The organism is Lysobacter sp. P5_B12 (assembly GCF_056400425.1).
Map to the genome: position 1 here is coordinate 167,733 of NZ_JBFULG010000004.1, position 19,514 is coordinate 187,246.

At 66.8% G+C, this 19,514-nt stretch carries 16 protein-coding genes; 5 read left to right on the forward strand and 11 right to left on the reverse strand.

All coding sequences use genetic code 11. The annotated features are described in order from the left end of the window. Window positions 1-14 precede the first annotated feature (14 nt). The 3 genes from AC1DOM_RS08575 to ppsR form a co-directional block, all read right to left on the reverse strand. Window positions 15-3,968 carry a hybrid sensor histidine kinase/response regulator gene (locus tag AC1DOM_RS08575; RefSeq protein ID WP_498962220.1) on the reverse strand — a complete coding sequence of 1,318 codons (3,954 nt, stop codon included), beginning with the start codon at window positions 3,966-3,968 and terminating at the stop codon, window positions 15-17. 87 nt (window positions 3,969-4,055) lie between these two features. Next, window positions 4,056-4,544, reverse strand: a complete 489-nt coding sequence (locus AC1DOM_RS08580; RefSeq protein ID WP_498962222.1) for a DUF1249 domain-containing protein — start codon at window positions 4,542-4,544, stop codon at window positions 4,056-4,058. A gap of 133 nt (window positions 4,545-4,677) precedes the next feature. After that, entirely contained in the window at window positions 4,678-5,499 is an 822-nt protein-coding gene (gene ppsR, locus AC1DOM_RS08585; RefSeq protein ID WP_498962224.1) for a posphoenolpyruvate synthetase regulatory kinase/phosphorylase PpsR, read from the reverse strand. Between the two features lie 104 nt (window positions 5,500-5,603). Here ppsR and ppsA point away from each other — a divergent pair, with 104 nt between their 5' ends. Beyond that, on the forward strand, window positions 5,604-7,982 hold the full coding sequence (gene ppsA / locus AC1DOM_RS08590) for a phosphoenolpyruvate synthase (RefSeq protein WP_498962226.1): 2,379 nt from the start codon (window positions 5,604-5,606) through the stop codon (window positions 7,980-7,982). 46 nt (window positions 7,983-8,028) lie between these two features. On the opposite strand, the gene AC1DOM_RS08595 is transcribed toward ppsA, so the two are convergent. Continuing rightward, the gene (locus AC1DOM_RS08595) at window positions 8,029-10,995 is read right to left on the reverse strand and encodes a two-component regulator propeller domain-containing protein (RefSeq protein ID WP_498962228.1); all 2,967 of its coding nucleotides are present in this window, start codon (window positions 10,993-10,995) and stop codon (window positions 8,029-8,031) included. Between the two features lies 1 nt (window position 10,996). After that, on the reverse strand, window positions 10,997-11,569 hold the full coding sequence (gene orn / locus AC1DOM_RS08600; RefSeq protein WP_498962230.1) for an oligoribonuclease: 573 nt from the start codon (window positions 11,567-11,569) through the stop codon (window positions 10,997-10,999). Window positions 11,570-11,687: 118 nt separating this feature from the next. Here orn and AC1DOM_RS08605 point away from each other — a divergent pair, with 118 nt between their 5' ends. After that, window positions 11,688-12,101 carry a DUF2721 domain-containing protein gene (locus tag AC1DOM_RS08605; protein ID WP_498962232.1) on the forward strand — a complete coding sequence of 138 codons (414 nt, stop codon included), beginning with the start codon at window positions 11,688-11,690 and terminating at the stop codon, window positions 12,099-12,101. Between the two features lies 1 nt (window position 12,102). On the opposite strand, the gene tadA is transcribed toward AC1DOM_RS08605, so the two are convergent. From tadA to folD, 5 genes are all read right to left on the reverse strand, one after another. Next, window positions 12,103-12,552, reverse strand: a complete 450-nt coding sequence (tadA, locus tag AC1DOM_RS08610; RefSeq protein ID WP_498962503.1) for a tRNA adenosine(34) deaminase TadA — start codon at window positions 12,550-12,552, stop codon at window positions 12,103-12,105. 26 nt (window positions 12,553-12,578) lie between these two features. Further along, complete coding sequence (locus tag AC1DOM_RS08615; protein ID WP_498962234.1) at window positions 12,579-13,001, reverse strand: YciI family protein; 423 nt, start codon at window positions 12,999-13,001, stop codon at window positions 12,579-12,581. A gap of 103 nt (window positions 13,002-13,104) precedes the next feature. Beyond that, window positions 13,105-14,676 carry a glutamine-hydrolyzing GMP synthase gene (guaA, locus tag AC1DOM_RS08620; protein ID WP_498962236.1) on the reverse strand — a complete coding sequence of 524 codons (1,572 nt, stop codon included), beginning with the start codon at window positions 14,674-14,676 and terminating at the stop codon, window positions 13,105-13,107. A 46-nt stretch (window positions 14,677-14,722) separates the two neighbouring features. Beyond that, window positions 14,723-16,180, reverse strand: a complete 1,458-nt coding sequence (gene guaB, locus AC1DOM_RS08625) for an IMP dehydrogenase (RefSeq protein WP_498962238.1) — start codon at window positions 16,178-16,180, stop codon at window positions 14,723-14,725. Window positions 16,181-16,221: 41 nt separating this feature from the next. Beyond that, window positions 16,222-17,094 (reverse strand): bifunctional methylenetetrahydrofolate dehydrogenase/methenyltetrahydrofolate cyclohydrolase FolD, encoded by an 873-nt coding sequence (folD, locus tag AC1DOM_RS08630; protein WP_498962240.1) that lies wholly within the window; start codon window positions 17,092-17,094, stop codon window positions 16,222-16,224. Window positions 17,095-17,196: 102 nt separating this feature from the next. Between folD and AC1DOM_RS08635 the strand changes: the two genes are divergently transcribed. Genes AC1DOM_RS08635 through AC1DOM_RS08645 form a run of 3 tightly spaced genes read left to right on the forward strand, consistent with a single transcriptional unit; the run spans window position 17,197 to window position 18,496 of the window. Beyond that, entirely contained in the window at window positions 17,197-17,511 is a 315-nt protein-coding gene (locus AC1DOM_RS08635; protein ID WP_498962242.1) for a DUF1244 domain-containing protein, read from the forward strand. Beyond that, window positions 17,508-18,296 (forward strand): alpha/beta hydrolase, encoded by a 789-nt coding sequence (locus AC1DOM_RS08640; RefSeq protein ID WP_498962244.1) that lies wholly within the window; start codon window positions 17,508-17,510, stop codon window positions 18,294-18,296. The genes AC1DOM_RS08635 and AC1DOM_RS08640 overlap by 4 nt, the downstream gene beginning before the upstream one ends. Window positions 18,297-18,298: 2 nt before the next feature. Continuing rightward, a complete protein-coding gene (locus tag AC1DOM_RS08645; RefSeq protein WP_498962246.1) occupies window positions 18,299-18,496 on the forward strand; it encodes a hypothetical protein in 198 nt (65 codons plus the stop codon). Here the strand turns inward: AC1DOM_RS08645 and AC1DOM_RS08650 are convergent, their stop codons facing one another. Next, a complete protein-coding gene (locus AC1DOM_RS08650) occupies window positions 18,497-19,513 on the reverse strand; it encodes a DUF2272 domain-containing protein (RefSeq protein ID WP_498962248.1) in 1,017 nt (338 codons plus the stop codon). It lies immediately after the preceding gene. Window position 19,514 lies beyond the last annotated feature (1 nt).

The following is a 19,514-nucleotide window of genomic DNA, read 5'->3' on the forward strand; positions in this document are numbered from 1 at the left end:
TTTTGAACAGAATTTCATGCGAGACGTGGGGTGCGACGCTCGGCGGCGCGCGCCACCGCGGCTTCGAGCTCCCGTTGCGCCTGTGCGGCCAATGCCTCCAGCTCGATGTCCGGTCCGCCGTGTGTTTCGACGCGCTCGAGGCAATCGGTCAGCGCGTTCTCGCCGATCACCATGCTGCCGGTCTTCAGCTTGTGTGCGAGTTGCTGCAATCTCGCGCGGTCGCCGCTCCGGCGCGCTTCGCGCCAGCCTTGCATCTCCGCACGGGTGACCGTCTCGAAAATCTCGAGCAGGCGTTGTCGAAGCTTCGCATCGTCTTCGGCGCTGGCGGGCGTCGGCGTTGGCGTCGGTGCATCGGGGAACATGCGGGAAAGCACGCGCCGCAGGGCCGCCATCTGCACGGGTTTGATCAGGAACGCGTCCATGCCCGCGCGCAGGCAGCGCTCGCGCTCGTCTTCCAGTGCGTTGGCGGTGAACGCGACGATGGGAAGCCGCGCCTGGCCCGTGGCCGCTTCCTCGGCGCGGATGCGCCCGGCGAGTGCGAATCCATCCAGTCGCGGCATCTGGCAATCGGTCAACAACAACCCGTAGGCACGTCCGGACTGCAGCATCTCCCAGGCTTGTTCGCCATCTGCGGCGACGTCGAAGCGATATCCGAGCCGCCGGAGCTGGCGCGTGAGGACTTCGCGATTCATCGCGTTGTCGTCGACGATCAGGATCGTGGCCGCGGCACTCGCAGCGGGCGGAGCCGTCCCCGGCGTGACATGGGCTCCGATCGCCCGGACCTGCGCGATCGAGGCATCGCGACGGCCAACGTCGATCGATTCCATCGGCAAGTCGACGTAAAMACGACTCCCCTTCCCCACCTCGCTTTGCATCTGGATATCGCCGCCCATCAGCGTCACGAGGTGGCGGACGATCGTGAGGCCCAGGCCGGTGCCGCCGAAGCGTCGCGCCGTGCCTGAATCGGCCTGGTGGAATGGTTGGAATAACTGCGACAGCGTTTCGGGCGCCATGCCGATGCCGGTGTCGACGACCTCGAACCGGATCCGGTGAAGGTGCGTCCCCGGCGAATCGGCGACGCGCACGAACACCTGCACGCCGCCGGCTTGCGTGAACTTCACCGCATTCGCCACGAGATTGGTGAGCACCTGTCGCAGTCGGACCGCGTCGCCGAGCAGGCGGCGCGGGACCGCTCGTGCCACGTGCATTTCGATACCGATGCCCTTCCCTGCCGCTTCCAGTCGGAGCGATTGGACGACCGACACCACGAGCCTGCGCAGGGAAAGCGGTGCATTTTCGAGCGCGAGCTTGCCCGCTTCGATTTTCGAAAAATCGAGGATGTCGTTGACGATCGCAAGCAGCAAGTGTGCCGAATCCTTGCACACGGACAGTTGCGCACGCTGTTCGTTGTCCATCGGCGAATCCGACAGCAGTTCCACCATGCCGATGACGCCGTTGATCGGCGTGCGGATTTCATGGCTCATCATGGCCAGGAAGCGTGCCTTTGCTTCCGTGGCGTGTTCGGCCGCCTGCAAGGCGATGGACAGGCGCACGTTGCCTTGCTTCAGTTGCGACCGCAGTTCCCGATGGCGCCATGCCATGAACGCACGCCCCGCGGCGACCAACAACGCCGCACTTGCGAGCGCATAAAGTGCGTACGCCCACGCCGTGCGCCACCAGGGCGGTGCGATGTCGATGGGCAGCGACAACTCCGCATTCGCCCCCCACGTTCCGTCCCGCTGCAATTGCCGAACCTGCAGGCGATAGGCGCCCGGTGGTAGCCAGTGATACGCGATGCCAAGGTCCGCCGGCATTTCGCGCCAGCGATCGTCGAGCCCGAGCAGGCGATACGACAGGCGCCGTGCGTCGCCCAGGACCGCGATGTGCATCACCAGGCGCCCATCGACGTAGTTGGCGCGGATGCCGGGCAACTGCGCGCCCCACAAGTTCACGACGTTGCGATCACCGGACTCGTAGCTGCCGAGGACCACGGGCGCGGGAGTGGCGATCCGGATCGTGCGCGGATCGATGCGCAGCAGCCCGTCGATCGCGCCGAGATACAGCGCGCCGTCGGCGCTGGAGAGCGCCGACTTCGGGTGGATGTCCGAATCGGGAATGCCATCGGCGGGCAGGTAACTCTGGAAACGGTCGTGCCCGGCGTCCCATCGCGCGATGCCGCGGCCGGTCGCGACCCAGACCGCACCCTGCGCATCGGCAAGGACCGCCTCGATGGTGATGTCGGGAAGTCCGTCGACGATCCCGTAGCGACGGAAGCGCGTTCGTCCGAGATGATCGTGCACGAGCCGATCGAGCCCGGCGCGCGTTGCGATCCACAGGTTCCCCGCGCGATCGGTGAAGGTCTGCAACAGATAATCGTCGGACAGGCTCGTCCGGTCATCGCGATCGTGCTGGTAACGCCGCACCTGGCGCGTGGCGGGGTCGTAGGACAGCAAGCCCTTCATCGTCGCCAGCCACAGCGTCCCGCGGGGGCCTGGCGTCACGTCCTGGGTGAAGTCGAAGGTGAAGCGCTGCCGGCCTTCGAATGCCTCCACGTTTCGCAGATCGCGCGCATCCGGCTCGAGGACGGCCAGCCCGAGATGGTGCGAAATCCAAAGTCGCCCCTGTCCATCGAGAAAGGCGCCGGTCATCGTCGGGTTGTTCAGTCCCTGTGTAAGCGGCAGCGACCAATGGCGGACGGCGCCATCGGGGCGCCAATGAAACAAACCCAGGCGAAAGCTGGTGATCCAGAGCCCACCGGCGCCGTCGCTCAGCATTGCGCGTGCGCTGACCTCGGGAATGCCATCGCCCGTAAGCGCAACGAGCTGCCCCGTCCTCCGATCCAGTTCCATCGGCTTGCCCAGGCACAGCGACACGATGAGCCTGCGCTGCGTGGTCTCGGCCATCGCGCAAACCGTGCTGCCGGCGTCGGGGCGATAGCGCGTGAGCGCCGGCTGCCCCAGGCTCAGGCGCGCGAGGCCGGATTCGCGCTTCGCGATCCACAAATTGTTGCTGCGATCCAGCGCCATCGCCGTCGTGATGCCCGCCGGCAAGCTTTGCGGATCGCCCGGATCGTGCTGGTAGACCGACAGCGCACCGCGTGCAGGATCGAAGCGATACAGCCCCGGGTCGTTCCAACTCGCGAGCCAGAGGACGCCGTCCGGCGCGCGGAGGATGGAGGTCGTGCGGAACAGCCGAACGGGCATCCGAATTCGATGCATCGCGTGCGTCGCCGCATCGAAGCGCCACAAGTCGCGATCGATGGCGAACCAGGCGCCCTTCGCGTCGGCCAGCATCGCGACGATGGGCTCGGTCGCCTCCCCTGGATGCGCAAACACGGTCGCGATGTGCCGCGGATCGCGCACGTCGATCGAGACGACGCGGTCCTGCAACGCCAGCAACAGGCGCGTGCGCGTCGGATCGAAGGCCATCGCATCGAAGCTGCGTGGCAAGACCCGCATCAATCGGCCGCGGCGATCCAGCCTGAGCAGTCCGAGATCGCTCATCTGCCACAACTGGCCGAGCGCATCGCACGCGATCCACAACATCCCTTGTGGCGCCTGGCCTGCGTAACGCATGGGGAACAGCGTCAGCTTCCCGCTCCGGTAATCCAGGCGCTGCACCATCCCGTTCGGGTGGCCGATCCACAACGCATCCGCGCACTCGGCGAGCGAATAGATGAAGCGACTCTCGAGCGTGCCGGGCTGGCCAGGATCGCGGTCGAGGCGGAAGAACCCGTGCCCGTCGTAGCGTTGCACGCCCCGGTCGCCGGCGATCCAGAGGAAGCCATGGCGGTCGGCAACGACGTCCAGGACCGAGGCGCTCGGCAGGCCCTGCCTGCCGTCCAGGGTCTCGAAAGCGGGCTGGATGCCGGCCGGTGCCAGACTGATCGGCGATTGCGCGCGGGCGGCGCCCAACAGGACGGCGGCCAGGCACAGCGATACAGCGACGACCTGACGCGACCCGCCCATGGCGACGCGCTCTCCGGCGGGCAAGCCCCGCGCGGGGCGGACCATACAGACTAGGAAGCCACTCCGATAGGAGACGCCGACGAACGCTCAGGCGGCGATCGTGACTTCGTCGTCGGGCAGGCGGACCAGCGTCGCGACACCATGCCCCTGCTCGGCCAGGTACTGGATCCACTTGCCCAGGAAGGTGTTCATGCGCAGGCGATGGCACACCACTTCGGCCGGCGGCGGATACATGCCGATGACGTCCTGCCAGCGGCGCCCGACGTAGCAGTGTGTGGCCTCGACCTGTTTCGCATCGCGATACAGCCGCAGGTGCGCGGACGGGTCCGGTTGGCCCGTGAGCGGATCGCGGATGGCGTAGCTCAATCGGAGTTCGACGGTGTAGGCGTGGATCTCGATGACGTCGAGCACCACGTCGAGCCCGTCGCCGACGCTGGAAACGTAGCGTCCGACGGCGAGGTGTTGCGGTTCGAACAGGCGCACCAGGCGCACGTGGTTCTCTGCATACAACGCCATCAGCCAGCCGAAGCGGCTCAGTCGCGGGATGCGCGCGGTGCGGGATGCGATGCGGCTCATGGGCCGATCCTACACGCCGGAAACCCTTCGCGGCAGCATTGACGACACGTTCCAGCAGGCATAACGTTTGGTTTCCCAACGCGCGGCAACGCGTCGCAAAAACCACCCCAAATTCCGGCCGCGTTTCACGCTGTCAGAACATCTCGCGGTGGATCCCCAACGTGGTCAGCACCTTGCTCGAGATCTCCTCGATCGAGGTGTGCGTCGTGCTCAGCGTGGTCAAACGCTCGTTGCGGAAGATGTGTTCGGCCTGCGCCACTTCGCGCTTGCACGTGTCCAATTGCGAGTACCGCGAATTCGGCCGGCGCTCCTGGCGGATCTGGTGCAGTCGCACCGGATCGATCGTCAGCCCGAACAACTTGTGCCGGTGCGGGCGCAGTTTCGCCGGCAGGCGGTCGGCTTCGAGGTCTTCCTCGGTCAAGGGATAATTGGCCGCGCAGATGCCGTAATGCAGCGCGAGGTAAACGCAGGTCGGCGTCTTGCCCGCGCGCGACACGCCGACCAGGATGATCTCGGCGTCCTCGAAATCCATGCTCATGCCGTCGTCGTGCGTCAGCGCGTAGTTCATCGCGTTGATGCGCCGGTGGTAGGCCTCGAAGTTCACCATGCCGTGCGCCTGCCCCACCCGCATCGAACGCTGCTCGCCGAGTTCGCGCTCCAGCGGCTCGATGAAGGGCGCGAAGATGTCCAGCATCAGCCCGCCGCTCTCGGCCAGGATCCGATACAGCTCGTTGTCGACGCAGGAATTGACCACGATGGGCCGCACCCCGGCGACCTGGCCGGCCTCACGAATGCGGTTGGCGGCCTCCCGGGCCTTGTCGGCCGTGTCGACGAAGGAGATGCGGTCGGTGCTGAACCGCGTGTCGGCGAACTGGGTCAGCAGGCTGTGGCCGATGGTTTCGGCCGTGATGCCGGTGCCGTCGGAAACGTAGAAGACCGGGCGGGTTTGGGTCATGTGGAGGCGATGAGGACGCGGGGTCTGTAAAATACCGCGCTTCGCGGCAGCGCGGCCCGCGCCCGCCACGTCCCCTCCCCCTTTCGATGCCGGAGCCCCACGCCTTGAGCGCCAACATCCTGTGGCTGCACGACCTGCGACTGACCGACCTGGCGCAGGTGGGCGGCAAGAATTCCTCGCTCGGCGAGATGATCGGCAACCTGGCGAAGCTCGGTGTCTCCGTGCCCGGTGGCTATGCGACCACGGCCGATGCCTTCAAGGCCTTCATCGCGCACAACGATCTCCACCAGCGCATCTTCGACCGCCTGGCCACGCTGGACGTGGAAGACGTGCCGGCGCTCAATGCGGCCGGTGCCGAAATCCGCGGCTGGGTGATCGATGCCCCGCTGCAGCCCGACCTCGACCAGGACATCCGCACCGCCTACGCCAAGCTGTGCGCCGAGAACGGTGGCCATGAACTCGCGGTCGCCGTGCGTTCCTCCGCCACCGCCGAAGACCTGCCCGACGCCAGCTTCGCCGGCCAGCAGGAAACCTTCCTCAACGTCACCGGCGCCGACGATGTCGTGCGCAAGGTCAAGGAAGTCTTCGCTTCGCTCTACAACGACCGCGCGATCGCCTACCGCGTGCACCACGGCTTCAAGCACGAAGACGTGTTCCTGTCGGCGGGCGTGCAGTTGATGGTGCGTTCGGACGTCGGTTCCTCCGGCGTGCTGTTCACCCTCGACACCGAATCGGGTTTCCGCGACGTGGTGTTCATCACCGCCAGCTACGGCCTGGGCGAGAACGTCGTGCAGGGCGCCGTGAATCCCGACGAGTTCTATGTCTTCAAGCCCACGCTGCGCCAGGGCAAGCCGGCGATCCTGCGCCGCTCGCTCGGTTCCAAGCAGATCCGCATGGTCTATTCCGACAAGCCGGGCGAACGCGTGCGCAATGAAGACACGCCGGAAAACCTGCGCAACACCTTCTCGGTCAGTGACGAGGACGTGCACGAACTCGCGCGCCAGGCGCTGATCATCGAGCAGCACTACGGCCGCCCGATGGACATCGAGTGGGCGAAGGACGGCGTGAGCGGCAAGTTGTTCATCGTGCAGGCGCGCCCGGAAACGGTGAAGTCGCGCGGCCACGCGACGCAGATCGAACGCTACAACCTCGAAAAGCGCGGCACCGTCGTCGCCGAAGGCCGCGCGATCGGCCAGAAGATCGGTGCAGGCGTCGCGCGCGTGGTGCGTTCGCTCGACGACATGGCGCGCGTGCAGCCGGGCGACGTGCTCGTCGCCGACATGACCGACCCCGATTGGGAACCGGTGATGAAGCGCGCCTCGGCCATCGTCACCAACCGCGGCGGCCGCACCTGCCACGCGGCGATCATCGCGCGCGAACTCGGCGTGCCGGCGGTCGTCGGTACCGGTGACGCACTCGACCGCATCAAGGACGGCGAAACGGTCACGGTCAGCTGCGCCGAAGGCGATACCGGTTTCATCTACGACGGTGCCCTGCCCTTCGAACGCACGACGACGGACCTGGCGAACATGCCGCCGGCGCCGCTGAAGATCATGATGAACGTCGCCAACCCCGACCGCGCGTTCGACTTCGGCATGTTGCCGAACGCGGGCATCGGCCTGGCGCGCCTTGAGATGATCATCGCCTCGCACATCGGCGTGCATCCCAAGGCCCTGCTCGAGTATTCCAAGCAGGATGCGGCGACGAAGCAGAAGATCGACGCCAAGATGGCCGGCTATGCCAGCCCGGTGGATTTCTACGTCGACCGCCTCGCCGAAGGCATCGCGACGATCACCGCGTCGGTCGCGCCCAATCCGGTGATCGTGCGCCTGTCGGACTTCAAGTCCAACGAATACGCCAACCTGATCGGCGGTTCGAAGTACGAGCCGCACGAAGAGAACCCGATGATCGGCTTCCGCGGCGCGAGCCGTTACGTCGATCCGTCCTTCAAGGATTGCTTCGCGCTGGAATGCCAGGCCGTGCGCAAGGTGCGCGACACGATGGGCCTCACCAACTGCTGGGTGATGATCCCGTTCGTGCGCACGCTCGACGAAGGCCGCCGCGTGCTCGAAGTGCTGAAGGAAAACGGCCTGGAGCAAGGCCGCGATGGCCTGAAGGTCATCATGATGTGCGAGGTGCCGTCCAACGCGCTGATGGCCGATGAATTCCTCGAGATGTTCGATGGCTTCTCGATCGGCTCCAACGATCTGACGCAGCTCACGCTCGGCCTGGACCGCGACTCGGCGATCGTCGCCAACCTCTTCGACGAGCGCGACCCGGCGGTGAAGAAGATGCTGTCGATGGCCATCAAGGCCGCGCGCGCCAAGGGCAAGTACATCGGCATCTGCGGCCAGGGCCCGAGCGACCATCCGGATCTTGCGCTGTGGCTGATGGAACAGGGCATCGAATCGGTGTCGCTGAATCCGGACACCGTCGTGGATACTTGGTTGCAGTTGGCGAAGGCAAAGTCCGGCACCGCCTGACACGGGGTTTAAGGGGGGCTAGCCCCCCTTGCCCCAGATCGCGCCGTTATCCAACGATCCGGTTGCGTCCGGACCGCTTCGCCTCGTACAGCAGCTGATCGGCGCGCCGTACGAGGCGTTCGTGGTGCGCGAAACCGGTGCGGTCGCACACGCCGCCGCTCAGGGTCATGCGCCACCCCGGCGCGAACGCATCGCAGTTCAGGGCTTCGATCGCCGCGCGCGCGGTTTCGCACCGTGCGCGCGCCTGTTCGAGCGTCGTCGCCGGGAACAGGACGGCGAATTCCTCGCCGCCCCAACGCGCCAGCAACGCATCGTGGTTCAAGGCTTCGAGCAACACGCGCGCCACTTCGCGCAGCGCTTCATCGCCCGCGGCGTGCGAGTACTCGTCGTTGATGTGCTTGAAGTTGTCGATGTCGAGCAGCGCGAAACTCAACGGCTGCTGCGTGCGCACCGCCGCTTCGTAGGCGCGGGCGAGGCCTTCGTCGAGGCTGCGGCGATTCTGCAGGCCGGTCAGCGCGTCCTCGCGCGCCTGGCGCTCGAAGGCTTCGGACTTGTCCTGCAATTGATGCAACAGCCGCGTCTTTTCTTCGTCGGCGATCAACAGGCGCGAGGCTTGTTCGCGCAGGTCGCGCGTGCGTGCCTCGACGACGCTTTCCAATTCCATCGCGCGAACGCGCAGGCTGCGCGTGCGCCAGCGGATGTAGAAGAAGACCAGCAGCGCGAGCGCAATCAGACACGCGGCCATGAACCAGGCGTTCTGCCAGACCTGCGGTTGGATTTCGATCTCCAGCGCCGTCGTATCGGGGTTCCAGCCCTGTCCCAGGCCCGGCGCCGATGAGGTGACCAGGAAGCGGTATTTGCCGGGCCCCAGGTTGGTGTACTGCGCCACGCGCTGGTTGCCGCGTTCGTTCCATCCCGTGTCCACGCCTTCGAGGCGATAGCGATACCGCAGCAGGCGCGGCATCTGGAAACTCAGCCCTGCGTAATGGAATTCGAGCTTGCGCGTGCCCGGCGGCAACAGCAGTTTCGATTGCGTGGGCAACTCGCGATCGTCCGCGAGCACTTGCTCGATCACCACCGGCGGCAATTGCCGGCGATAGCTGTGCAACACGGTCGGGTCGACCATCGCGGCGCCGCGCGCCGTGGCCACCCACAAACGGCCTTGCGCATCGCGGATCGCCGCCGGCCCGGAACCACCGTTGGCCTGGCTGCTCGCGAGGCCATCGGGTTCGCCGAACTGATCGGGATTCACCGTGCGTTGTTTGCCGGCGAGCACCGCTTCGGCATCGCGCCGTGCGACGCGCAACACACCCCGGTTCGACGTCAACCACAGGCTGCCGGCCTGATCGTCGACGACCTGGAACAAGGTGTCGATCGGCAAGCCTTGCGCCAAACCGATCGATGCAAGCTGCCCGTTACGAAAACGCACGAGCCCACGATCGGTGGCGATCCACACCGTGCCGTCGCTGTCTTCGTGGAAGTCGAACACGTCCTGCGCATCGTTCATGCGATGCAGGTCGATCGGTTCGACGCGCTCGTTGCCTGCACCCTCGTCGACCACGCGCGCCGCGCCGTTCGCCGTGCCCACCCACACCGCGCCATCGCGCGCGACGTGCAAGCCGAGCACGAAATCGCGCGGCAAGCCCGCGGCCGAACCGAACAGGCGGAACTTGCCGTCCTTCATTTGCACCAGGCCGCGCGAGGTGCCGATCCACAGCGACCCATCGCGCCCGTGCGCGAGTGCGCGCACCTGGTTGCTCCCCGGCATGCCGCTGGCCGTGTCGTAGTGCTCGACGACCTTGCGGTTGCGCAAGCGCAACAGCCCGCCGACGTAAGTCCCGACCCACAGGCTGTCGTCGTCTTCGGCGAGCAGGCTCAGGATCGAATCGCCCGGCAATCCGTCGGCGCTGGTGAGGACATCGACGACCTTGCCGTCCTTCCAGCGATTCAGACCGCGGCTGGTGCCGATCCAGATGCTGCCGTCGCGGCCCTGCACGATGGCGCGCACGTAGTCGTCGCTCAGGCCCTGCTCGGTGTTGAACGTCGTGAACGGCGCATCGCGCAGGCGCAACAGGCCCGCGTTCGTTCCGGCCCACAGGCTGCCTTCGCGATCGACGAACAGCGCCGCGACGCGGTTGTTCGGCAGGCCCTTCTGGCTGCTGAGCGCGTCGAGCGTGCCGTCGGCGGCCAGGCGCAGCAGGCCGTGGTTGACGGTGCCGACCCACAGATCGCCTGCGGCATCGCGCACCAGGCTCGGCACGCCGTCGGCCGGCAAGGTGGGTGAAACCAGTTCGAAGCGTTCGCCAACGCGCCGATACGCGCCGCGCTCGGTCCCGGCGTACAGCGTGCCGTCGGCCATTTGTTCGAGATGGAAGATCGGTGCGGCCGGCAGGCCGTCGTCTTCGTTGTAGAGCACGGGCGCCTTGTCGCCGACGAAGTGCGCGACGCCCGCGGCCGTCGACAACCACACCGAATCATCGCGATCGCGCACCAGGCCGAAGGTGATGTTGGTCGGAAGCCCGGTCGCCTGGTTGTACTGGTGCGCGCGACCGTTCGCATCGATGCGCGTCAGGCCCGCGCTTTCCGTCGCGACGAACAGGCGCCCCTTCGCATCGAGCACCGCATCCATCACCTCGTCCTGCGCCAGGCCGTCGCGCTTGCCGTACGTGCGCCACGCACCGTTGCGCAGCACGCTCACGCCGCCGCGCGATGTTCCGACGACAAGCGCGCCATCGGGCGCGACGCGGATCGAGCGAATGCCGTTGTCCCGCAGCGCCGGCGTGTTGCGGCGGTCGATGACGTGGAATTCCAGGCCGTTGTAACGCACCAGCCCTTCCCAGGTCCCGAACCACAGATAGCCGTCGGGCGTCTGCGCGATCGCATTGACCTGGTTGTGCGGCAGGCCTTCGCGGGTGGTCCAGGTTTCGCGGAAGTAGGCGTTGACCGGCTTGCCGGCGGCATGCGCGCCGGCAGCGAGGATGCACAGCGCAAGCAGTGCGAGGAATCGGCGCACCCTACCCCGTCGGCAGGCCCGAGAGGGGGCCCATGTGTCGCCGATAGTAGGCCAGTTCCGCGATCGAATCGCGCACGTCGCTCAGGGCCGTGTGCGCCGATTGCTTGCGTACGCCGGCCATGACCGTGGGCGCCCAGCGGCGCGCCAGTTCCTTGAGCGTGCTGACGTCGAGGTTGCGATAGTGGAAGTGGTTCTCCAGCGCCGGCATGAGGCGGTGCAGGAAACGGCGGTCCTGGCAGATCGAGTTGCCGCACATCGGGGACGCGTTGGCGGGCACCCATTCGGACAGGAACGCGAGCGTGCGGGCTTCGGCTTCATCGAGCGTCACGTGGCTGTCGACGACGCGCTGCCACAGGCCCGACTTGCGGTGCTGGGTGCGGTTCCACTCGTCCATGGCCTCGAGCACCGAGGCCGGGTGCGCGATGGCGAGCTCCGGCCCTTCGGCGAGCACCTGCAGGTTGGAGTCGGTGACGATGGTGGCGATCTCGAGGATCGAATCGCGGCCGGTATCGAGCCCGGTCATCTCCAGGTCGATCCAGATCAACCGGCCTTCACTGTCCATGTGGTTCGGCATGTGCTCGCTTGGGAAACGGGACCTGCCGCATGATAGCCCAGCCCCTTCGCCCGCCCGCGCCCGCCCGATGCCCTCGATTCTCCAGTCCGCCCTCGCGCACTACGCCATCCTGACCGCCATGCTGGCCCCTGCCCTGCTCATGGCGGCCACGGCCTCGTTGCTGACCTCGGCCAACGCGCGCCTGGCCCGCGTGGTCGATCGCCTGCGCGCCTTGATGGTCAGTTGGGAATTCGACGCGCCCGATGCCGGCGAGCGCCAGGACCAGATCAATCGGCATCGCCGCCGCGCGCACCTGGTGTTGCGTGCGTGCCAGATGCTCTACGGCGCGCTCGGCGCATTCGTGGGTACCAGCCTGTCGCTCGCGCTGGATGCCTTCACCGGATTCAAGCTCGGCGTGGTTCCGACCGCGCTCGCGCTGCTGGGCGTGGTGTTCCTGCTCGCGGCGAGCATTGTGTTGGGCAGTGAGGTGAGCCTGTCGGTCTCCAGCTTCGACCTGGAGATGGAGCAGGAGATGAAGCGCAAGCGCGGGTGATTCAGAGCGCGGGTTTGCCGCGCTTCTTGCGGAAGTAATTCGTCAGGCGCGTGCCGGCTTCATCGGCGAGCACGCCGCCCACCACTTCCACGCGGTGGTTGTGGCGCGGATCGGCCAGCAGATCGAAGACGCTGCCGGCGGCGCCGGTTTTCGGATCGCTCGCGCCGAACACCACGCGCGCGACGCGCGCATGCACCATCGCCATCGCGCACATCGCGCACGGTTCGAGCGTCACGTACAGCGTGCTGCCGAGCAGACGATGATTGCCCACGCGCGCGCCGGCCTGGCGCAGCGCGACGACTTCGGCGTGCGCCGTCGGATCGCGGTCGGTGATGTTGCGGTTCCACCCTTCGCCGATGACTTCGCCGTCGGCCGAAACCAGCAACGCGCCGACGGGAATTTCGTCGTCTTCATGCTCCGCGCGCTCGGCCAATGCGAGCGCACGTTGCATCCAGGCGATGTCGATGTCGGATTGCGTCACGCGACCCCGAGCCTGCCGCGTTCGCCGTCGCGCGGCGCCGCGAGTTCTTCGGGCGACACGAAGCCTTCCAGGTCCGCCGCTTCGAAGAACGGGCGGATCTCGACCGCGCCCATGCCGAAGTTCGGGGCCTTCATCGCCCTCGCCACGGCCTCGTCCATGTCCTTCACTTCCCAGATCGAGAAACCTGCGACGACTTCGCGTGCTTCGGCAAACGGACCGTCGAGGATCAGGCGTTCCGAGCCCTGGTCGACGATGCGCTTGGACTGCGTTTCGGGCTTGAGGCCGGCGCCGGCCACGAACACGCCGGCCACGACGAGCTCGTCGGTGTAGCGGTCCATCGCCTGGAAGGCTTCCAGCTGCTCGGGCGTGGGTTCCATCGGGGTGTTCGGGTCCATCTTTGCAAAGACCATGACGCGCATTGTCGATCTCCTCGTTGGCAGGCCCCTGGCGGCCCTTACCTTTGACGACGAACGAGCGGGGCGAAAATCGACAAGGCCCCCGGATTTATTTCGTGAGGGCGCCCTACTCCCACTCGATCGTGGCCGGCGGCTTGCCGCTGATGTCGTACACCACGCGCGAGACGCCGCGCAGCTCGTTGATGATGCGGTTGGACACCATGCCCAGGAACTCGTGCGGCAGGTGCGCCCAGTGCGCGGTCATGAAATCGACCGTCTCCACGGCGCGCAATGCGATCACCCATTCGTAGGCGCGCGCGTCGCCCACCACGCCCACCGACTTCACCGGCAGGAACACCGCGAAGGCCTGGCTGACCTTGTCGTACAGGCCGTGCTTGCGCAGCTCGTCGATGAAGATGTGGTCGGCCTTGGCGAGCAGGTCGGCGTACTCGGGCTTCACTTCGCCCAGGATGCGCACGCCCAGGCCCGGGCCCGGGAACGGATGGCGGTAGACCATCGACGGCGGCAAGCCGAGCTCCACGCCCAGGCGACGCACTTCGTCCTTGAACAACTCGCGCAGCGGCTCGACCAGGCCGAGCTTCATGTGCTCGGGCAAACCACCGACGTTGTGGTGGCTCTTGATGACGTGCGCCTTGCCGGTCTTGCTGCCGGCCGACTCGATCACGTCGGGATAGATGGTGCCCTGCGCGAGCCACTTGGCGTTCGCGAGCTTGGTGGATTCTTCGTCGAAGATGTCGACGAACAGATTGCCGATGATCTTGCGCTTGGCTTCCGGGTCGCCGACGCCTTCGAGCTTGGCGAAGTAACGCGGCGCGGCATCCACGCGGATCACTTTGACGCCCATGTGTTCGGCGAACATCGCCATCACCTGGTCGCCTTCTTCGAAACGCAGCAGGCCGGTGTCGACGAACACGCAGGTCAACTGATCGCCGATCGCGCGATGCAGGAGCGCTGCGACCACGGACGAATCCACGCCGCCCGACAAGCCGAGAATCACTTCCTCCGACCCCACCTGCGCGCGCACGCGCGCGACCAGGTCGTCGATGATGTTCGCGGCCGTCCACAAGGTGTCGCAGCCGCAGATGTCCACGACGAAGCGACGCAACAGCGCCTGCCCCTGCCGCGTGTGCGTGACTTCGGGATGGAACTGCACGCCGTACCAGCGGCGCGATTCGTCGGCCATCGCGGCGACCGGAATGCGATCGGTGCGCGCGGTGACGGTGAACCCCGGCGGCGCGTGCGACACATGGTCGCCATGGCTCATCCACACATCCAGGCGCGGCGGCGAACCCGGGTGGTCCTTCAATCCGTCGAACAAGGCATCGTGCGCGACGATTTCGACCTGCGCATGGCCGAACTCGCGCTGGTCCGCAGCTTCCGTCGCGCCACCCAGTTGCGCAGCCATCGTCTGCATGCCGTAGCAGATGCCGAGCAGCGGCAGGCCGCAATCCCACACTTCCTGCGGCGCGCTCGGCGCACCGGGCAACGTGGTGGATTCGGGGCCGCCGGACAGGATGATGCCCTTCGCGCCGAACTTCGCGATTTCCGACGGATCGTGGTCCCACGCCCAGATCTCGCAATAGACGCCGAGCTCGCGGATGCGGCGCGCGATCAGCTGCGTGTACTGCGCGCCGAAATCGAGGATGAGGATCTTGTCGGTGTGGATGTCGTGGGTCATTGGGGGCCCTGATGCGAAAGCGCCGGCACGAAGCCGGCGCGGTGGTTCAAGAAGCGCGGTAGTTCGGCGGTTCCTTCGTGATCTGCACGTCGTGCACGTGCGATTCGCGCGTGCCGGCGGAGGTCACTTTCACGAAGGACGGCTTGGTGCGCATTTCCTCGATGGTGGCGCAACCGACGTAACCCATCGTCGCGCGCAGGCCGCCGGCGAGTTGATGCACCACGCCGCTGAGCGGGCCGCGATACGGCACGCGGCCTTCGATGCCTTCGGGCACGAGCTTGTCGGCGTCGCTGGCGTCCTGGAAATAGCGGTCCTTCGACCCCTTCTCCATCGCGCCCAGCGAACCCATGCCGCGATAGCTCTTGTAGCTGCGGCCCTGGAACAGTTCGGTTTCGCCCGGCGATTCTTCGGTGCCGGCGAACAGGCCGCCGATCATCACGCTCGACGCGCCGGCGACGATCGCCTTGCCGATGTCGCCCGAATAGCGGATGCCGCCGTCGGCGATCAGCGGGATGCGATCCTGCAGCGCTTCGGCGACCATCGAGACCGCGGTGACTTGCGGCACGCCGACGCCGGCCACGATCCGCGTGGTGCAGATCGAACCGGGGCCGACGCCGACCTTCACCGCGTCCGCGCCGTTGTCCATCAAGGCGAGCGCCGCATCGCCGGTGACGATGTTGCCGCCGACGACTTCGAGCTTCGGGAAGCGCTTCTTCGCCCACTTCACGCGATCGAGCACGCCCTGCGAATGGCCGTGCGCGGTGTCGACGATGATCACGTCCACGCCCGCGGCGACGAGCGCTTCGATGCGTTGTTCGGTATCGCCGCCCACGCCGACCGCGGCGCCGACGAGCAGGCGCTCGCTCGGGTCGTACGCGGCGTTGGGGTTGTCCTGCTTCTTCTGGATGTCCTTGACGGTGATCAGGCCACGCAGTTCGAAACCGTCGTTGACGACGAGGACTTTCTCGATGCGGTGCTTGTGCAGCAACTGCACGACTTCTTCGTCGCTGGCGCCTTCGCGCACCGTGATCAGGCGATCCTTCTTGGTCATGATGTGGCGGACCGGATCGTCGAGCTTCTTCTCGAAGCGCATGTCGCGCCCGGTGACGATGCCCATCAACTGGCCGTTCTCGACCACCGGCACGCCGGAGATGTTGCGCGCGCGCGTGAGCTTGAGCACTTCGCCGATCGTCGTTTCCGGCCCGACGGTGAAGGGCTCCTTGATCACGCCGGCTTCGAACTTCTTGACGCGCGCCACTTCCGCGGCCTGGCGTTCGATCGACATGTTCTTGTGGAGGATGCCGATGCCGCCGAGCTGGGCCATCGTGACGGCCAGGCGGGCTTCGGTGACGGTGTCCATGGCGGCGGACACGATCGGCATGTTCAGTCGCAGGTTGCGCGTGAGGCGCGTGGCGAGGCGGACGTCCTTGGGGAGGACCGTGGAATGCGCGGGGACGAGCGAGATGTCGTCGTAGGTAAGCGCTTCGGCCAGGATGCGGAGCATTGGGCTACCCGAGTGCGGGAAGCGCGACATTGTAGCCGGAATCAGCCCGCGTCTGATGCCTCTGCCGCCTCCAGAGTGTTCTGCATGAGTGTCGCTACGGTCATCGGCCCCACCCCGCCGGGGACCGGCGTGATCCAGCTGGCGCGCTTGGCGGCCGCTTCGAAACCGACGTCGCCGACCAGTCGGCCGTCGTCGAGGCGGTTGATGCCCACGTCGATCACCACCGCGCCTTCCTTGACCCATTCGCCGGGGACCAGCCCGGGGCGGCCCACGGCGACGACGAGGATGTCGGCGTTGCGCACGGAGGCCTCGAGCACCTGCGGCGGCGTGAACTTGTGGCAGGCCGTGACCGTGCAGCCGGCGATCAGCAGCTCCAGCGCCATCGGGCGGCCGACGTGGTTGGAGACGCCCACGATCGTCGCGCTGGCCCCGCGCACGGGCCGGTCGGTGTAGGCCAGCAGGGTCGTGATGCCGCGCGGCGTGCAGGGCCGCAGGCCGAACTGCCGCAGGGCCAGGTGGCCGACGTTCTCGGGATGGAAGCCGTCGACGTCCTTGCGCGGGTCGATGCGGTGGATCAACTCGGTGGCATCGCGCCGGTCCGGCAGGGGCAGCTGGACGAGGATGCCGTGGACCTCGGGGTCGGCGTTGAGGCGGTCGACCAGGGCCAGGAGCTCGGCGTCGGTGGTCGTGGCCGGGAGGTCGTGGTCGATCGCGCGGATCCCCACCTTCTCCGCGGCCCGGCGCTTGTTGCGCACGTAGACCGACGAGGCCGGGTCGTTGCCCACCAGGACCACGGCCAGGCCCGGGCGTGGCTTGCCCGCGGCGACGCGCGCGGAAACCCGGGCCTTGAGCGAATCGAGCAGTTCCTCGGCGATCCGCTTGCCGTCGAGGATGCGGGCGGGGGGCATCGTCATGTGCAGGCGACCGGCCGTATGTTGGAGTCAGGGCCGGACATTATTGCCGACCCGTTGTAGCCTCGCGACCATGAGGGCCACCACAGGCAACGAGCACGACGCATGAGCGGGCAGGATTACGAAAATACACAACTCGAGGCCGCGGTGTTCCGCCGCCTCGTCGAGCACCTCATGCGCGAGCGCGCGGACGTGCAGAACATCGATTTGATGACGGTGGCCGGCTTTTGCCGCAACTGCCTGGCCGATTGGTACCGCCAGGCCGCAGAACACCGAGGAATCGCGTTGACGAAGGAAGAGGCCCGGGACACTGTCTACGGCGAACCCTTCGCGCAATGGAAGGCCAGACACCAGCGCGAGGCCACGCCGGAACAACTGGCCGCCTTCGAGGCCGCGCAACGCAAGGAGGCACCGCGATGAAACTCCGCAAACCCGTCGTGATCACGTTGATCGCCGCCGCCCCGGTCCTCGCCTATGCCGGCGTGTGCGGATGGATGTACGCCAAGCAGCGCGACATCCTCTACCTCCCGCAGGACACCAAGTCCGATCCGGCGCAGACCGACTTCGGCATCGCCCGCAACGGCGTGATGCTCAATGGTTGGCTGGTGAACATCGGGCAGCCCGGCGCCGTGGTGTATTTCGGCGGCAACGCCGAACGCATCGAAATGCGCAAGGCCGACTTCGCGAAGTGGTTTCCGAATTCGAGCACCTACCTGGTGCCGTATCGCGGTTACGGCGCCAGCGAAGGTACGCCGACCCAGGCCGACATCCTCGAAGACGCCCTCGCCGTCTTCGACCAGGTGCAGGCGCGCCAGCCCGGCGCGAAGATCGTGGTGATCGGCCGCAGCCTCGGCAGCGCGGTGGCCAGTTACGTCGCGTCCAGGCGGCCCGTTGCCAAGCTCGTGCTCGTCACGCCCTTCGACAGCATGGCGAACGTCGCGCAGACCCATTACCCGTGGCTCCCCGTGAAATGGCTGCTGCAGGACAAGTACGAACAGGCGACTTACCTGCGCGATTACAAGGGCCCGTTGCTGATCGTGCGTGCCGGCCGCGACGACGTCGTGCCTGCCGCAAACACGGACAACCTGATCGCATCGCTGCACCGCAAAGCCAACGTGCTCGACCTGCCGAACGACGATCATTCGACGGTCGCCGCAAGCGCCACTTACGCGCGTTCGCTCATGGCCTTCGTGGGGAACCCTTGATGATGAACCAGTCGAAATGCCCGAAGTGCGACATGCGCGTACTGCACGTCAACGTCGAACAGGCGATCGCAACGATCGACGGTGCGACCAAGCAGCGGCGCGTGATGACGTTTTCATGCATCCACTGCAACACCTGCCTCGGCGTGCAGATGGACGAGCGCACCAGGCCGCGGCCGAAACGCGCGACGCCCGCCGCCTGATCAGGGCACCGCGGGCGGCGTCGGTGGCGTCAGCGGTTTGGGTTCGACCGGGCAGCGCCGCATGTTCGCCGGCATCGGCAACGGGCATAGCGTGCAGCATTGCACCGGCGAGGCCGGCATCGGCGGCGGCGCGCCCGCCTTGGGTTCGAGTTTCAGCAACGCCACCCAATCCTGCCGATTGAACGTGCACCCTGCACTCGCGCCGGGTGTGCACGCCACGGTCATCGTGCCGCGATGCGGCAGGTTCCACAGCGCGCCGGTGCGGTTGACGTGCAGCGTGCGCATCGTGACGCCCTGCAGGACGTTGCCGCCCACAGCATAGAGTTTCCCGTCGTCGATCGACACCACGATGTCGCAATGCATGGCGATGTTGTCGCCACCGCGTTCGACGTACGCGCGAATGCCCGCCGACCCCATGGGCACGCTCTGCCCGCGCGTGAAGCACAGCAGGTCGCCGACCGCCGGCGCTTCGGTGTCGGGATCGGCGAAGCGCAGCGGCGCGTCGGGCCCGCCCCGCAACGCCTGTCGCACGAAATCGAAATGACTCGCCGACGGCGCGAACCCGGGCACGCCTGCGCGCACGTAGACGAAAGAGACGAAGGTCGCCGACCACGGCGTATCGATGACGAAGGCGCGGCATGCGGCCGATCCAGGCCACACGTCGAGCGAATAGCCACATTCGTTCGCGCCCATGTGGCCGGACATCGCGTACAGCAGGCCGGTGCCCTTCCAGTAATCCACGACGCGACGCCACGCCGTGGTGGTGCCGTCCTGCAGGCGGCTGTTCTCGGCTTCGGCCACGCGGATGCTCGCCAGGCGCCCTTGCTCGTCGAGGAACGGCGAATACCACAGGCGGCTCTCGGCGCAGGCCACGGCGGCGACACGCTGGCCCCAGGTGGTCGCCGGCGGCGCGGCGATGTCGCAGGGTTCGCCTGCGCGTGCTTCCTGCACGCCCGCGAACGCAAGTGCGACCAACACCAACAACGAAGCGACCTGCTTGCGGACTGCAACTTCCATG

Excerpts from the sequence above, each read along its gene's own strand:
- ppsR (WP_498962224.1), bottom strand. The coding sequence starts at position 5,499 with ATGACCCAAACCCGCCCGGTCTTCTACGTTTCCGACGGCACCGGCATC.
- AC1DOM_RS08635 (WP_498962242.1), top strand. The coding sequence starts at position 17,197 with ATGAGCGGGCAGGATTACGAAAATACACAACTCGAGGCCGCGGTGTTC.
- AC1DOM_RS08615 (WP_498962234.1), bottom strand. The coding sequence starts at position 13,001 with ATGCGCGTCATGGTCTTTGCAAAGATGGACCCGAACACCCCGATGGAA.
- AC1DOM_RS08640 (WP_498962244.1), top strand. The coding sequence starts at position 17,508 with ATGAAACTCCGCAAACCCGTCGTGATCACGTTGATCGCCGCCGCCCCG.
- AC1DOM_RS08580 (WP_498962222.1), bottom strand. The coding sequence starts at position 4,544 with ATGAGCCGCATCGCATCCCGCACCGCGCGCATCCCGCGACTGAGCCGC.
- AC1DOM_RS08650 (WP_498962248.1), bottom strand. The coding sequence starts at position 19,513 with ATGGAAGTTGCAGTCCGCAAGCAGGTCGCTTCGTTGTTGGTGTTGGTC.
- orn (WP_498962230.1), bottom strand. The coding sequence starts at position 11,569 with ATGCCGAACCACATGGACAGTGAAGGCCGGTTGATCTGGATCGACCTG.
- folD (WP_498962240.1), bottom strand. The coding sequence starts at position 17,094 with ATGACGATGCCCCCCGCCCGCATCCTCGACGGCAAGCGGATCGCCGAG.
- guaB (WP_498962238.1), bottom strand. The coding sequence starts at position 16,180 with ATGCTCCGCATCCTGGCCGAAGCGCTTACCTACGACGACATCTCGCTC.
- AC1DOM_RS08645 (WP_498962246.1), top strand. The coding sequence starts at position 18,299 with ATGAACCAGTCGAAATGCCCGAAGTGCGACATGCGCGTACTGCACGTC.
- guaA (WP_498962236.1), bottom strand. The coding sequence starts at position 14,676 with ATGACCCACGACATCCACACCGACAAGATCCTCATCCTCGATTTCGGC.
- AC1DOM_RS08605 (WP_498962232.1), top strand. The coding sequence starts at position 11,688 with ATGCTGGCCCCTGCCCTGCTCATGGCGGCCACGGCCTCGTTGCTGACC.
- tadA (WP_498962503.1), bottom strand. The coding sequence starts at position 12,552 with ATGCAACGTGCGCTCGCATTGGCCGAGCGCGCGGAGCATGAAGACGAC.